The sequence below is a fragment of the Lysobacter antibioticus genome, from assembly GCF_000731095.1.
Taxonomy (GTDB): domain Bacteria; phylum Pseudomonadota; class Gammaproteobacteria; order Xanthomonadales; family Xanthomonadaceae; genus Lysobacter; species Lysobacter antibioticus_B.
In genome coordinates, this window is record NZ_JMTZ01000046.1 from 21,720 (window position 1) to 35,279 (window position 13,560).

Genomic DNA, 13,560 nt, shown 5'->3' on the forward strand with positions numbered 1-13,560 from the left:
TTAGTTCCTGTAAAAAGGCACACAAAATTCAGGTTCGATTGAAGCGCGATGCCGATACTGCGCACACCGAATCCACACGGACGCCTTACTCCGAGGCGCGAGGATTCGGAATAAAACCAATAAAGAGGCTTAGACCTTATGAAGCGTGCATTGCTTGCCCTCACCCTCGCCGCCGCCCTGCCGTTCGCAGCTTCCGCGGCCGAAGGCGTGTCCTACAACTACGCACAGGCCGGTTACGCCAAGACCGACGGCGAAACCAAGTACACCGACTCCGACGGCTGGGCCATCGGCGGTTCGTACGCGTTCCACCCGAACTTCCACGTCTTCGGCAGCTACAGCCAGCAGAAGACCGATTCGTACAACTTCGGCACCTTCCGCGTTCCCGGCTACGACGTCGATCATCTGCGCGTGGGCGTGGGCTACAACCACGAGCTGAGCAAGCGCGTCGACCTCGTGACCCGCCTGGCTTATGAGCACAACAAGTCCGACTTCGACTCGTTCGGCGACTACAAGCTCAAGGGCGGCAGCGTCGAAGTGGGCGTCAACGGCACCCTGACGCCGAACTGGGAAGGCTATGCCTTCGCCGGCTACCAGGACTACGACAAGTCCTACGACGGCAAGTTCTACGGCCGTGTCGGTACCTTGGTGAAGTTCAACCAGAACTGGGGCATCACCGCCGACGCCAAGTTCCTCGACGGCGGCGAAAAGGAATTCTTCATCGGCCCGCGCTTCAGCTTCTGATAGAAAGCGCTACCGATAAGTATTCCGCAACACCGCGATCCGTTCTCTCTCTCCCCCGAAACGTCGCGATCGAGCCCGGCCGAAAGGCCGGGCTCTTTTTTTGTCCGGGGTTCGGATCGGCGAAGCCGCTGGGCTGACTCGCTTCGTAGCGACGGCGCCAGGGCCCGCCGATAACGAACCTCGGCAGACCGGGCCTCGCGCTCAGCGCTCGCCTTCGGGCGCGTCCTGCGATTCGCCGTCTTTCGCGCCTTCCTGCAGCAGCTTCTGCAGCTCCTGCGCCATCTCGCGCTCCAGGCGCTTCTCTTCGACCTGCTGCGGGCTCGCCAGCTGCAGTTCTTCGCAAGCCACCGAGTCGGGGGTGTCCGCGCAAACCTTGCGGATGCCGGCGAGCAGTTTGTCGTCGCCGGTGTTGTGGTAGGCAGCGACGAGATTGCCGCAGCCTTCGCGCACGTGCATCGCGCAGACCTTGTCGTAAGAACGCGCGGCCACGGCCCAGTTGTTGTTGAGCGCGGCCATGTGGCCCTCGCCCATGCAGGCCGACATCGAACCCTTCGCGCAACAGGCCGCGGCGCCGCCCGGATCGGTCAAGGCACAGTGGTCGACCTTGTACGGCGTTTCCCTGAGGCGCTTGCCGGCCACCGGCATGGCGATGGCCTCGCACTGCGCGGGCTCGGTGCGCCGATACGCCTTGTAGCGGGTCCACTCGTCCATGCCGATGAGGGTGTCGGCATCGAACCAGCGCAGCACGAAATCGTCGCCCTTGTCGTGGCGCACCAGCACTTCGTCTTCGCGCAGGCGATAGCGCATGTCGGCTTCGCCTTCTTCCGACATGCTCGCGCCCTGCCCATCGGTGAAACGGAACACGCCGAATAGGCTCGTTTCGGAATCGGGAAGGACGTAGCTGCCGCACGGCTGACGCGGCGGCTGGCGCGGCGCATCGTTGCGTAAGCTCAGTCCCCTCAGCTCTTGGACGCGCTTGCAGGCGTCCTTGGACAGCTTGCCGTCGCAGGCGAAGGCGAAGCTGTCGCGCGCATCGGCATAGCGCCCGGCCAGCCATTGCTGGTCGGCCAGCGAGACGCAGGCCTTGCCGTCGCCGATGTCGCGGCAAGACACCCGCAACGCGGCCAGGCCGGCCTCGGACACACGCTGGGTGCGGAACATGTATATCGGCGCGCCCGCTTCCTCGGCGCTCAGCGACTTGACCCATTGCTTGCAGGCGTAGGGGCTGCGGTCGCGGCGGCAGTAGGTTTCCAGTTTCGCCGCGCTTTGCGCCGGCGCGAGGGTGTGGCCGAAATCGATGACCGCGACGCAGGACTGGACGTCGCCGAGCGCGCAATCTTGCTGGTCGTCGCGGTGTTGCTTGCCTTCGAGGGGCGCGACCGCCACGACCTGGGTGCCCGCCGGCTGGCACTGCGCCTTGGCGACCTGCCGGTAGACCTCGCCGCCCTTGTCGAAGCGGTCGGCCTGCTGGATCAGACGGCCGTCGCTTTCGATCTTGTAGGTCTTGAGCACATTGCTGTCGGCGGAGCGCACCCACAAGGTGTCGCCTTCGACGCGGTAGGCGTAGGGCGAGAACTCGGAAAGGAAACCTTCCTCGTCGCGCAGCTCGACGCGGCTGCCGTCGAAGATCAGGCGATCGGGGGAGTCGTCGGTCACATAGCTGCCGCAGGGCGGCGGCGCGGCGAAGGCCGGCAACGACAACAGGGAGAGCACGAGCGGCCAGACGGCCCGCGTACGACGCATAGGAGTTCCTTTCCCGAGGGTTTCGAGGGGGTGGGTGGCCGCGATAGTCGCGGCGGACGCAGCGACGCCGGCAGCAGCGCCGGCGTTGCGACTCAACCGAACAGGTCGGTCGGGTATTCGGGTTTCTGCTCGCGCGAGAGCAGCTTGCGCAGACCGTCGGCCGGAGTGATCTCGCCGTGCAGCACGGCGCGCACCGCGCTGGAGATCGGCAGTTCGACGCCGTGCCGTTCGGCCTGGCGCATCACTTCGTCGGCGGTCTGCACCGATTCGACGACCTGGCCGATCTCGCGCACCGCGTCTTCGATCGACTGGCCGCGGCCGAGGGCCAGGCCCAGGCGGCGGTTGCGCGACAGATCGCCGGTGCAGGTCAGCACCAGGTCGCCGAGGCCGGCCAGGCCCATCAGGGTCTCGGGCTGGCCGCCGATGGCCTGGTTGAGGCGCAGCATTTCGTTGAGGCCGCGGGTGATCAGGCCGGCGCGCGCGTTGAGGCCGAGCTGCATGCCGTCGGCGACGCCGGTGGCGACCGCGAGCACGTTCTTCATCGCGCCGCCGAGTTCGGCGCCGAGCATGTCGTCGCCGGTATAGGCGCGGAACGCCGGCCCGTGCAGGGCATCGGCCACGCTCTGGGCGAAGGCGGCATCGTCGGAGTGCACGGTCAGCGCGGTCGGCAGGCCTTGCGCGACTTCCTTCGCGAACGAAGGCCCGGTCACCACCGCCAACGGCACGTCGTCGCCGAGCACTTCGCCGGCGACTTCGTGCAGGAACCGGCCGCTGCCGGGCTCGAAGCCCTTGGTCGCCCAGGCCACGCCCGCATGCGCGGGACGGTGCGGGGCGAGCTCGCGCAGGGTTTCGGCGAAGGCGTGCGAGGGCACCACCACCAGGACCAGGTCGGCGTCGCGCAGGGCGAGGGCCAGGTCGGTGGTCGCGCGCAGGGAGTCCGGCAAGGCGATGCCGGGCAGGTAGCGCGGGTTTTCATGCCGCGTATCGATGGCCGCGGCGCCGTCGGCGTCGCGGCCCCACAGCACGGTCGGATGACCGTGCCGGGCGATCAGCGCGGCGAGCGCGGTGCCCCAGGAACCGGCACCGAGCACCGCCACGCGCGGTTTCGGCGCAGCGGCCGGCGACGGATCGTGGGTCATGCGCGAGGCGAGCCGTGGCTCAGGCGTTGCCAGCGGTTTCCGCGTCGGCCAGGCCGCCTTCGGACTGGGCGCCGCGCTGACGCACGCCTTCGGCGTACAGGGCGTCGAAGTTGATCGGCTGCAGGAAGAACGGCGGGAAGCCGCCGGCCTGGATCAGGTCGCTGACCAACTGGCGCGCGTACGGGTAGAGCACGTTCGGGCAGTGGGTGCCGAGCATCGCGTCGAGGGTCGCCGCGTCGAAGCCGATCAGGCCGAACACGCCGGCCTGCTTCACTTCGGCCAGGTACATCGGCTTGTCGTTGGCGGTGCAGGTCAGGGTGATGCCGAGGACGACCTCGAAGGCGTTCTCGCCGACGCGCTGCACGTTCTGCGACAGGTTCAGCTGCAGCTGCGGCTGCGCGGCTTCGGCGAACACGGCCGGAGCGCCGGGCACCTCGAAGGAGACGTCCTTTACGTAGATCTTCTCGACGGTGAACGCGGGGCCGGTTGCGGCTTCGGCCGGCGCGGTGGCGCCGTTGACGTTTTCTTCGGACATTCGGGTGACTCCCCAGCGGAATTCAGAAAAGAGGTCGATTATGCCCGCTCGCGCGGACCGGGACCAAACACCCGGACCGGGATCACGCACGGCGGCTATCGAGGGTGGACGAGGCGCAGTCTAGGCGGCGCCCGTGGCGGTGGCGCGACAGCGTCGCGGCCCCGCCGCAGGGCTCAGCCGCGGCCCTTGATCAAGGGCAGTTCGGCCTGTTGCCAAGCCTGGATGCCGCCGTCGAGCCAATAGACCTGCTCGAAGCCGGCCTTCTTCAGGCGCTTGGCGGCGTCGGCCGAGGCCTGGCCGGTGCGGCACACCGCCACGACCGGCAGCGCCTTGGCATTGGCGAGCAGCTTGCTCTCCGGGTCGAACTGGCTCGGCTGGACCGAACGGCTGCCCGGGATGTGGCCTTTCTCGAACTCGGTGCTGGCCGACAGGTCGATGACCAGGGCGTTGTCGCGGTTGATCAGTGCGGTCAGCTCGGCCGGGCGCAGGGCCTTGTAGCCGCGGAACAGGCGCGCGATCTCGGTGTAGACGATGGCCAGGGTCAGGCCGGCGAAGCCCAGCGACAGGTACAGGTGGCGGCCGGCGAACGCCAGCAGTTCTTCAAGACTCACGGGGTCATGCTCACAGGATCGGGCTCACAAGGTCGGGCTCACGAAGTCGGACTCGCAGAGGCCCGAACGGGCGGCGATTGTCGCCCAGCGCGCGCGGCGGCGCAAAAGCGCGTTCGGAGCGGGCGCTCTGAGCGGGGCAGTCCGAGCGGGGCGGTGCGAGCGGGGCCGCCCATGCCGGGCGGCCCGGAGCGGTTACTGGCCGGCCCAGAAGTCCGGCAGGCCGCTGACCAGCCACCAGGTCTTGGCTTCCGGGTCCCAGGTCCAGGCCTCGGTGTAGCGCACGGTGCGCTCGGCCAGGGTGTGGCGGTTGATCACGCCGATGTCGATCAGGCGCACCGCGGTGCCCTTTTCCTTGTCCATCTCGGTGCCGACGTCGCGGTAGGAGGAGACCTGGATCTGCTTGTAGCGCTCCAGTTGCATCGTCGTCGGCGCCAGTTGCTTGCGCAGCTTGGGCTCGATCAGGTTGACCGCACCCTCGAAGTCGCCCCAGCGGATCGCCGCCGAATAGGCGTACTGGGTCTCGCCGATCTTGTTGTTCTGGGTGCCGGTGGTCTGGCAACCGCCGAGCGCGAGCACGCACGACAACATCAGGGCGAGCTGCAACAAGCGCATCAGGAGCGAGCTGTTCGAAAGCGGGCGCATCGCGGACTCCGGCGGAAAGGACGTTCGGCGTGCATCCTACCGTTCGCGTCAGGGCTTAGCGATGGCCACGTAGCGCGCCGTGAACTCGGTCGCGATCCCGCCTTCGGGCAGCAGCGCGCGCGCGATCAGCGAGGTGCGGGCGCGACGGCGCTCGCGCAGGGTGGTCAGGAAGCTGCCCCAGTCGGCGCCCGGGGCGAGCTCGGCGTGCACGTCCAGGTCGGCGAACAGCGGCGCGAGGTAGCGGGTCTGGCTGTCGGCGACGAACACCTCGGCCTTGAGGCCGGCCTGTTCGATGCCGAGCGACATCACGCCCCAGGAGGCCAGGGTCATCATCGAGGCCAGACTGCCGCCGAAGGCGCAGCCCTTGTCGTTGACGTGTTGCGACAGCGGCGCGTGCAGGCGCAGGCGCGAGCCGTCGTAACCGGCGATGTTGACCTGCATGGCCGCGACCGGCGGCATCGATTGGTAGTGCTGATGAAGGCGTTGCAGAGCGGCGTCGGAAGTCATCGAAGGCATTGCAGTTCGGGGGAGTATTGAGTGTCGCGCCGGAGACGGCGGCCACCGGCGAGTGCCGCGATCGGCAGCGCTGTGCGAAGCTGTTCGCATGAGCCGCGAGCTGCGACAACCGCCGGGATGGTACGTGATCTCACTGCGTCCGAGCGGCGATCACGAAGAACTTCGTCGTATCGCCGCACAGTACGGCGGCGGATTGATCGAGCTTTCGCCGTGGTCGGTGCGCACGCAGGACGATTCGGCATCCCGGCGTGCGTTATCGGATGCGTTGGCGGCGCCGCACGTACTCGTCACCAGTCCCGCCGCAGCGCGCGCGTTGCGCGATCTGCAACCGTCGTTGAGCACGCGCGCCGGCCAGCGTTGGTACGCCGTCGGCGCAGGCACCGCCGCGGTGTTGAACGAAATCGGCATCGCCGAAGTGCTGTGGCCGCGTCGCATGGACAGCGAAGGTCTGCTCGCGTTAGCGGAACTGCAACATTTCGATAACGAAGCATTCGGTTTGCTGACTGCGGCGGGCGGGCGCGGCGTGCTCGCGCCGGCCTTGCAGGCGCGCGGCGCGCGCGTGCTGCGCGCCGACATCTACGTGCGCGAACCGGCCGCGCCGTCGCGCTTCGAAATCGCGCGACTGCTCGGCTTCGACGGCCCGCTGTGGTTGGCGCTGTCGAGCGGCGAAGCGCTCGAACGCGTGCTCGCGCAATTGCCCGAAGCCGCCGGCGCGCGTCTGCGCCGGGCACGCGTCAGCGCCGCCAGCGCGCGTCTGGCCGAGCTCGCGCGCGGCCTCGGCTTCGCCGAGGTCGAGGTGGCCGCCGGGCCGCGCGCGCAGGACCTGCTGGCCGGCTGCGCCGCGCTCGCCGGCGGCGACGCCCCCGAGCGGCCGCCGCCGGCCTGCTGATCGCGTCAAGGCAGTCTTGATGCACCGATCCGGTAGCATGGCCGGGCCATGAACACCCCCCTCGATACCGTGTCCACGACTCCCGCATCCCCCGCTCCCGCATCGCCGACGCCGCGTCGCGGTTCCAACGGCTGGCTCTGGCTGCTCATCGTGCTGCTGATCGCCGGCGGCGGCGCCTGGTACGGCTGGCAGCAATGGCAGAACCGGCAGGCACAAGACCGCGCCGCCGAAGCCGATGCCGGCCAGCGCCTGGAAGCGCTCGGCGAGCGCCTGGACACGATCCGCACCAACCAGGAAGCGCAAAACCGCCGCATCGCCCAGGCCGACACCACCAACCGGGTGCTGCGCGACGAGTTGCACGGCATCGGCCAGCGCGCCGCCCTGATCGAGGACAGCGTCTCCAAGCTCGCCGATCCCGACCGCCACGGCGCCCAGGCCATGCGCCTGGACGAGACCGAACTGCTGCTGACCCTGGGCCAGCAGCGCCTGCAGATCGCCGGCGACCTGGAAGGCGCACGCCGCGCCTATGCGCTGGCCGGCGGCGTCCTCGACGGCGTCGACGACCCGGCCTATCTCAGCCTGCGCCAGACCCTGCTGCAGGAAACCGCCGCGCTCAAGGAGCTCGGCATCGAACCGCGCGTGCAGGCGATGGCCAAGCTGGATGCGTTGGCGCAGAACCTGAGCCTGCCGCCGGAGCGCCCGAGCGCAGCGGCGCCGGCGCTGGCGCCGTGGTGGCGCCGCGCCTTCGGCACCCTGATCGAGACCCGCCCGGTCGACCGCACCGTCGCCACCCACCCCAGCGACCGCGCCGCCGCGCTCGCCGGCCTGCAACTGGAAATCTCGCTGGCGCGCGCCGCCGCCGAACGGCGCGACGCCGACGGCTATCGCACCGCGCTCAAGCGTGCCGAAAGCTGGGTGCTGCGCCTGTCGGCGCCTTCGCCGGCCCAAAACCGCCAACTCGCGCAGTTGCGCGAACTGGCCGCGCTGCCGCTTTCACTGTCGGTTCCTACCCTGGGCACGACACTGCAGCAGTTGCGCCAGTTGCGCACGGCCCAATGAACCGGCCGGGCCGCCGACACCCGATCAGGAAGCTGGCGCGATAAGGAGGTGCCGCACATGAATCTGTTCCGCAATCTGTTGTTCTGGATCGTCCTGGCCCTGGTCGGCGCGCTCGTCGCGCAGTTGCTGGTGCAGGACCCCGGCCACGTCGTGGTCACCTACGGCGGCATCGACTACGTCACCAACCTGCCGAAGGCCTTGCTGATCCTGATCGGCGGCCTGCTCGCACTGTGGCTGGTGTGGAAAGTGATCAGCCTGCCGTTCGTGGCGATGCGCCGGCATCGCAAGAAGCAGGCACGCGCACGCCTCATCGACGGTCTCGAAGCGCTGCACCAGGGCCATTGGGCCCGCGCCGAGAAATCGCTCGGCCAGGCCGCGCGCAGCCGCGACGTGGCCGCGATCGCCGAAGTCGCCGCCGCACGCTCGGCCAGCGCGCGCGGCGACGCCGCCGCCGCGAGCCGCCATCTCGATGCGCTCGCCGTCGATTACCCGGTCGCGCGCGCGCTCGCCGTCGCCGACCTCGCCCTGGCCGAAGACCGCGCCGGCGATGCGCTCGCTGCGCTCGACGCCGCCAACGTGCAACCGCTGCCGCCGCGCGGCCTGGCCTTGCGCGCGCAGGCCCTGGCCGCACTCGGCCGCGCCGGCGAGGCTTACGGCCTGCTCGGCGCACTGCGTCAGCACAACGTGTGGCCGGCCGAACGCCTCGCCGAGCTCGAAGCCGCCTGGGCCGAAGCGGCGCTGCGCGAAGCCGCCGATGCCAACGTCCTCGCCGACCATTGGGAAACCCTGCCGAAGCCGCTGAAGAGCGAGCCGGCCACGGTCGCCGCTTATGCCGAACGCGCGGCCGCGCTGCGCTGGGAAGAAGCCGCGGCCAAGAGCCTCGAACAGGCGCTCGACACGCGTTGGGACGAATCGCTGGCGGCCTTGTACGGCCGCCTGCCGATCGGCCGCCTAGAGGCGCGCCGCGCCAATGCCGAGCGTTGGCTGCAGGCGCATTCGGGCAGCCCGGGCCTGCTGGTCAGCCTGGCCCGGATCAGCCGCGCCCAAGGCCAGTGGCCGCAGGCCGAAGGCTATCTGCACCGCGCGCTCGCCCAGGGCGCGAACAGCGAAGCCTGGGAAGAGCTCGGCCACGGCTACGCCCAGGCCGGCGACGAGAACCGCGCCCGCCTGAGTTACGTCAACGCATTGCGCGCGGCGCGCGGCGAAGCCGCCACCGAGTTGCCCGGCCGCGACCTGCGCCAGAAGATCTTCGACGAGGCGGTGATCGAAGAGCGCGACGAACACGGCATGCCGCGTTTGCGCGGTTGAGTCTCGCCCCCGACGAAAACGGCCGCCTTCGAAGCGGCCCTTTTTTTATGCCTTGCCCGAATGCGCCCGGATCGACGCCGACGCTCAACGATCGCTGTCGCCGAAGCTCGGCAACGTGGCGAGGAACTCGTCGCCGCATCCGGCATAGCGCGCATAACGTTCGCTGATCCGCTTGGGGTACAGCAACCTCGCCTTGACCAGGCCGACCGCGATCGCGGCGATCAACAGAGCCAGGCTCGCCAGATAAGCCGCGCCGCCAAGTTGCCCGCTCATCGCGACGAGCAAGGTCGCGACGCTGGCCGCCAGCAACAACGCCGCCGCCCACATCGCGACCAAGCGCTTGCGCGCATGCACGGCGCAGACCCCGACGTTCAGACGCGCGCTCTTCCGGATCGCGACCTTTACGATCACATAGATCAACAGGTTGAACAGGATCAGCAGGTGCCAGCCGCGGTGATGCCAGTAATAGCGCTGCAGCAGCTTGGGCGCCGTCGCCTCGGCATTGCATTTGACGCAACGCGCCGGCAGCTCGCTGCTGCGCTGGGCCACCAGGTCCTTGCCGTCGCGCCACGGACCGGCCTGTTCGCCGGCGTCGCGAGGCGAATGGATCAGCGCGCTCTTCGGCGCCTCGTACGGATTGAAGCTCGACATCGCGTCCCCTGTCGCATCCCCGATTTCGTAATCGTTTGGCGCGTCGCCGGCGCGACGGCGCGGATCGCAGCGGCGCCGCGCACTCGCCGTTGTAGTGCCTGCCGATTCCTTCGCAGCTCATCCTAGCCGGGCGCGGGCGCAACGCAAGCGCGGCGCCGACACGACAACGGCGCCCTGGGGCGCCGTTGTCGCGAGCTGCGGTGGCGCCGAGAGTCAGCGCAACGGCACCGTCAGGGTCGAGGGGTTCGAGGCCGGCGAGCTGAAGCTGACCGAGCCGCCGATGCGCGTCGCCGCGGTGTAACGCGGGTCCACGGTGTCGACCACCAGCACCAGCTTGCGGCCGGCCGGGATGTCCCAGCTGGTCGCTTCCATGCGCAGGTCGATCGTCTTCGCCACGCCCGGCGTCGCCCCGCGCAGCGAGTACGGTTTGTGGCTCAACAGCGTGCCGTTGCCGAGCAGGTCGACGCTGTACAGATAGGCGAACAAGCTGACGTCGGTCTGGGTCGGCGTGACCGTGACATGCAACTGCGGCATGCCGCTGAGCTGCTTGCCGGTCCAGTAGGTCGGCGACGACCACACCCCGGCGCCGGCACGCGCCACCAGCGGGATCGAGGCCTGCGGCGCGATCTGCAGCGACTGCAGGAAACCGCTGAGCATGGCCACGCCGGAGTCGGCGACGGTCGGCAGGCCGGTGAGGATCGAGTGGTTCCAGCCGGTGCTCGGCGAACCCGACAGTTCGCCGGTCGGCGCCAACAGGCCCGTCGGCCGGCTCAGCGCATACACGGTCGCGCCGCGTTGCACCGCGTTCCAGTCGGCGTAACCGCGCCAGTCGCCGTCCTGCGATTTCAGGCGCACCGGCGATTCGCTGTCGACGCCGTTGGCCAGGCCTTTGAGGTGACGATCGAACCAACGGCCGACCGCGTCGTAGATCTCGTTCGGCAGGCCGAGCGCGCCGGGCGCTTCGACCGTGGCGTGGTCGCCATGACTGAACAGCAATTGCTTCGGCCCGCTCAGGCCGTTGTAGAAATCGATGTACTGCCCCGGGGTGAACAGGCTGTCGTTGAAGGCGTTGGCGAGCAGCACCGCGGTGCCGTTGCGGTTCAAGGCCGCCGCCTCGGTGACCGGGCTGCGTTGCGGAATCACCGGCAGCAGGCCGTTGACCGCGCCCTCGAAGTCGCCGAACGCCATGCGCGCGGTGGCCTGGGCCAACTCCGGACCGGGCCGGCCGGTGAGGCTGCCGGCCACCACCAACAAGGCCGCGCCCTGCTGGCTGACGGTGCGATTGGCATACAGCGAGGCTTCCAGGTCGGCCCAACCGCTCAGCGCCGCGACCGCCTTGATGCGCGGATCGCGCTCGGCCGCGAGCAGGCTGATGCCGGCGCCGTAGGAAATGCCGCTGGCGCCGATCCGCGCCGGATTCGACGGCGTGTGCGCGAGCGCCCAATCGATGACCGAGCTGACGTCCTCGACCGTGCCGGGCCCGGCGATGTCGATCTGCCCGGCCGAATCCCAGAACCCGCGCGAGGTGTAGCTGACGACGATATAGCCCTGGCTGGCGAGGATGCCGCCGCGGCCGACGTACTCCAGGTTCGGCACGGCCCAGCTGGCCGGCATCACCACGAGCGGAAACGGACCCGGTCCCTGGTCCTTGGGCACCATCACGAAGGCGCCCATCTCGGCCCCATCCCAGCCCGGAATGCGCTGGTAACTGCCTGTGAATCCGCCCGCCACGACCGGCAGGGCGACGACGAACAGGGCCAAACACGACACGAACCACGACCAGATTCTGCGCATGAGTTCATCCCCTCCCAAGGATCGACCAGCACGATTGGATACGTTTGCGTATGGTTTGTTGCGCCACGACCGTACCACCGCGCATGGACGCCGGGCTAGCACCCGCAAACCGACTTTCGTGAACCCAGGCGACACCGGTCACGGAACCGCCCGATCGATGCGGTTCCCGGCGCCCATCGAGCCGCAACCCGGCGCCGAGTGCCGCCATGGCGTGACCACGATCACGGCTTGATATCGCGCCGCGGCGTGCGCCGGCCTGAGCGCGGGGCATCGCGCGTTTGAGCTTGCACTTCACGGAGCGACCGTCATGGCCCTGAGCGATCTGTTCTCGAACGGCAACAAACCGAATCTGATCCTGATCGTCACCGACCAGGAACGTAGCCTGCTGCAGTGGCCAGCGACCTATCAGCCGACGCTCGCAGCGAAGATGCCGGCGATGCGTCAGCTCGCCGCCAACGGCATCGAGTTCGCCAACGCCTTCACCGGCGCCTGCATGTGCTCGCCGAGCCGCGCGACTTTTTTGACCAGCCAGTACCCGGCGCGCACCGGCTGCACCACCACCGGCGGGCAGGCCCTGCCGCAGCCCGACGTGCCGCTGCCGCCGCACTTCCCTAACGGCGTACCGAACCTGGCCACCGTGCTGAAGGCCGCCGGCTACGACTGCTACTGGATCGGCAAATGGCATCTGCTCGGCGGCGAAGAACCCGGCTCGCTGAGCACCGATCTACAGCCCTGGGGTTTCCAGAGCTGGGACCCGAACGATGCCGGACTCAACCTCGGCACCACCTTCCTCGGCGGCGGCACCCTGATCCCTTTGCAGCCGCTGCAACCGCCGGGCCAGCCGGTGCAACCGAACCAGAACGATCAACGCTACGTCGCCGACGCCCGCGCCTTCCTGCAAGCGCCGCCGGCGAGTCCGTTCTGCCTGGTGGTGTCGCTGGTCAATCCGCACGACGCGCACCTGGGCTATTTGAACGAGGCCTCGACCTTTTACGACCAGGCGACCTACAGCCTCGCCGATGCGCCGATCCCCACCAATGCCGACGAAGATCTGTCGACCAAGCCGCGCGCGCAGTCGAGCTTCACCTGGGGCCAGATGAGCGAGGGACAGGCCAATCAACAGGATTTCGTCGACTTCTATGCGTATCTGGTCGAATACGTCGATTCGCAGATCCAGCAGGTGCTCGATGCGATGGGCAGCGACTTGATCGAGCAGAGCCTGATCGTGCGCTTCGCCGACCACGGCGAACTCGGCCTGTCGCACGGCATGGTCGAGAAATTCGTCAACGCCTACGACGAAGCGATCCATGTACCGCTGCTGTTCTCCAACCCGGTCGCCTGGCCGCAGGCGCAGACCACCCAGGCCCTGGCGAGCTCGGTCGACCTGTTGCCGACCCTGGCCAGCTTGCTCGGGGTGAGCGGGCAATTCGCCGACCTGGTCGGCACCGACCTCAGCACGGTGCTCGACGGCAGCAGCAGTTCGGTGCAGGACTACGTGCACTACACCTACGACGACATCGCCGGCGGCGGCCCGAGCCTGATCCGCGCGATCCGCTCGACGCAGTGGACGTATGCGGTGTATGGATCGGCATCCGACCCGGGCCAGGGCGGCGACTGGGAGATGTACGACCTCCTCGCCGACCCGCAGCAGAACGACAACCTCGCCGGCAACCCGGCCTTCGCGATGCAGCAGCTCGTACTCGAGGCCGAACTGCAGGCGCAGATGCGGGCCAAAGGCACCACCCCGCCGAGCTCGGTGTGGCCGCCGCAATACATCGCCGGCACCAGCCGCGGTGCGCCGCCGGCTTGATGGTCGCAAACGCTTACCGTTGCTGTTGCTGTTGCTGTTGCTGTTGCTGTTGCTGTTGCTGTTGCTGAGATTTTGATCTGCTTTGCCGCTTTACCGGTCAAGTGGAGACCCGGAGGGCGCCG

At 68.7% G+C, this 13,560-nt stretch carries 13 protein-coding genes; 5 read left to right on the forward strand and 8 right to left on the reverse strand.

Annotated features, from left to right (window positions below):
• The first annotated feature begins 138 nt into the window (after positions 1-138).
• On the forward strand, positions 139-741 hold the full coding sequence (locus EX88_RS0114770) for a diffusible signal factor-reguated Ax21 faimly protein (RefSeq protein ID WP_031372762.1): 603 nt from the start codon (positions 139-141) through the stop codon (positions 739-741).
• 201 nt (positions 742-942) lie between these two features.
• On the opposite strand, the gene EX88_RS0114775 is transcribed toward EX88_RS0114770, so the two are convergent.
• From EX88_RS0114775 to EX88_RS0114800, 6 genes are all read right to left on the reverse strand, one after another.
• Complete coding sequence (locus tag EX88_RS0114775; protein ID WP_031372763.1) at positions 943-2,484, reverse strand: hypothetical protein; 1,542 nt, start codon at positions 2,482-2,484, stop codon at positions 943-945.
• Between the two features lie 92 nt (positions 2,485-2,576).
• Complete coding sequence (locus EX88_RS0114780; protein WP_031372764.1) at positions 2,577-3,623, reverse strand: NAD(P)H-dependent glycerol-3-phosphate dehydrogenase; 1,047 nt, start codon at positions 3,621-3,623, stop codon at positions 2,577-2,579.
• Between the two features lie 19 nt (positions 3,624-3,642).
• Entirely contained in the window at positions 3,643-4,158 is a 516-nt protein-coding gene (gene secB / locus EX88_RS0114785; RefSeq protein ID WP_031372765.1) for a protein-export chaperone SecB, read from the reverse strand.
• Positions 4,159-4,331: 173 nt separating this feature from the next.
• Positions 4,332-4,769 (reverse strand): rhodanese-like domain-containing protein, encoded by a 438-nt coding sequence (locus EX88_RS0114790; protein WP_031372766.1) that lies wholly within the window; start codon positions 4,767-4,769, stop codon positions 4,332-4,334.
• 192 nt (positions 4,770-4,961) lie between these two features.
• Complete coding sequence (locus EX88_RS0114795) at positions 4,962-5,411, reverse strand: hypothetical protein (protein WP_223621561.1); 450 nt, start codon at positions 5,409-5,411, stop codon at positions 4,962-4,964.
• A 48-nt stretch (positions 5,412-5,459) separates the two neighbouring features.
• The gene (locus EX88_RS0114800; RefSeq protein WP_031372768.1) at positions 5,460-5,927 is read right to left on the reverse strand and encodes a YiiD C-terminal domain-containing protein; all 468 of its coding nucleotides are present in this window, start codon (positions 5,925-5,927) and stop codon (positions 5,460-5,462) included.
• A 124-nt stretch (positions 5,928-6,051) separates the two neighbouring features.
• Here EX88_RS0114800 and EX88_RS0114805 point away from each other — a divergent pair, with 124 nt between their 5' ends.
• The 3 genes from EX88_RS0114805 to EX88_RS0114815 are packed head-to-tail and all read left to right on the forward strand — an operon-like array spanning position 6,052 to position 9,183.
• A complete protein-coding gene (locus EX88_RS0114805; protein WP_235186305.1) occupies positions 6,052-6,816 on the forward strand; it encodes a uroporphyrinogen-III synthase in 765 nt (254 codons plus the stop codon).
• A 48-nt stretch (positions 6,817-6,864) separates the two neighbouring features.
• Positions 6,865-7,875: a uroporphyrinogen-III C-methyltransferase gene (locus EX88_RS0114810; protein ID WP_051885144.1), complete on the forward strand. Its 1,011-nt coding sequence runs from the start codon at positions 6,865-6,867 to the stop codon at positions 7,873-7,875.
• Positions 7,876-7,932: 57 nt separating this feature from the next.
• Positions 7,933-9,183: a heme biosynthesis protein HemY gene (locus EX88_RS0114815; protein ID WP_031372771.1), complete on the forward strand. Its 1,251-nt coding sequence runs from the start codon at positions 7,933-7,935 to the stop codon at positions 9,181-9,183.
• An 84-nt stretch (positions 9,184-9,267) separates the two neighbouring features.
• Here the strand turns inward: EX88_RS0114815 and EX88_RS0114820 are convergent, their stop codons facing one another.
• Positions 9,268-9,834: a hypothetical protein gene (locus EX88_RS0114820; RefSeq protein ID WP_031372772.1), complete on the reverse strand. Its 567-nt coding sequence runs from the start codon at positions 9,832-9,834 to the stop codon at positions 9,268-9,270.
• A gap of 213 nt (positions 9,835-10,047) precedes the next feature.
• Positions 10,048-11,628 (reverse strand): CocE/NonD family hydrolase, encoded by a 1,581-nt coding sequence (locus tag EX88_RS0114825; protein WP_031372773.1) that lies wholly within the window; start codon positions 11,626-11,628, stop codon positions 10,048-10,050.
• A gap of 307 nt (positions 11,629-11,935) precedes the next feature.
• Here EX88_RS0114825 and EX88_RS0114830 point away from each other — a divergent pair, with 307 nt between their 5' ends.
• The gene (locus EX88_RS0114830; protein ID WP_031372774.1) at positions 11,936-13,438 is read left to right on the forward strand and encodes a sulfatase-like hydrolase/transferase; all 1,503 of its coding nucleotides are present in this window, start codon (positions 11,936-11,938) and stop codon (positions 13,436-13,438) included.
• The last annotated feature ends 122 nt before the right edge of the window (positions 13,439-13,560 follow it).

Coding starts and splice junctions, on each gene's coding strand:
- EX88_RS0114770 (WP_031372762.1), top strand. CDS start 139: ATGAAGCGTGCATTGCTTGCCCTCACCCTCGCCGCCGCCCTGCCGTTC.
- EX88_RS0114775 (WP_031372763.1), bottom strand. CDS start 2,484: ATGCGTCGTACGCGGGCCGTCTGGCCGCTCGTGCTCTCCCTGTTGTCG.
- EX88_RS0114780 (WP_031372764.1), bottom strand. CDS start 3,623: ATGACCCACGATCCGTCGCCGGCCGCTGCGCCGAAACCGCGCGTGGCG.
- secB (WP_031372765.1), bottom strand. CDS start 4,158: ATGTCCGAAGAAAACGTCAACGGCGCCACCGCGCCGGCCGAAGCCGCA.
- EX88_RS0114795 (WP_223621561.1), bottom strand. CDS start 5,411: ATGCGCCCGCTTTCGAACAGCTCGCTCCTGATGCGCTTGTTGCAGCTC.
- EX88_RS0114800 (WP_031372768.1), bottom strand. CDS start 5,927: ATGCCTTCGATGACTTCCGACGCCGCTCTGCAACGCCTTCATCAGCAC.
- EX88_RS0114810 (WP_051885144.1), top strand. CDS start 6,865: ATGAACACCCCCCTCGATACCGTGTCCACGACTCCCGCATCCCCCGCT.
- EX88_RS0114815 (WP_031372771.1), top strand. CDS start 7,933: ATGAATCTGTTCCGCAATCTGTTGTTCTGGATCGTCCTGGCCCTGGTC.
- EX88_RS0114820 (WP_031372772.1), bottom strand. CDS start 9,834: ATGTCGAGCTTCAATCCGTACGAGGCGCCGAAGAGCGCGCTGATCCAT.
- EX88_RS0114825 (WP_031372773.1), bottom strand. CDS start 11,628: ATGCGCAGAATCTGGTCGTGGTTCGTGTCGTGTTTGGCCCTGTTCGTC.
- EX88_RS0114830 (WP_031372774.1), top strand. CDS start 11,936: ATGGCCCTGAGCGATCTGTTCTCGAACGGCAACAAACCGAATCTGATC.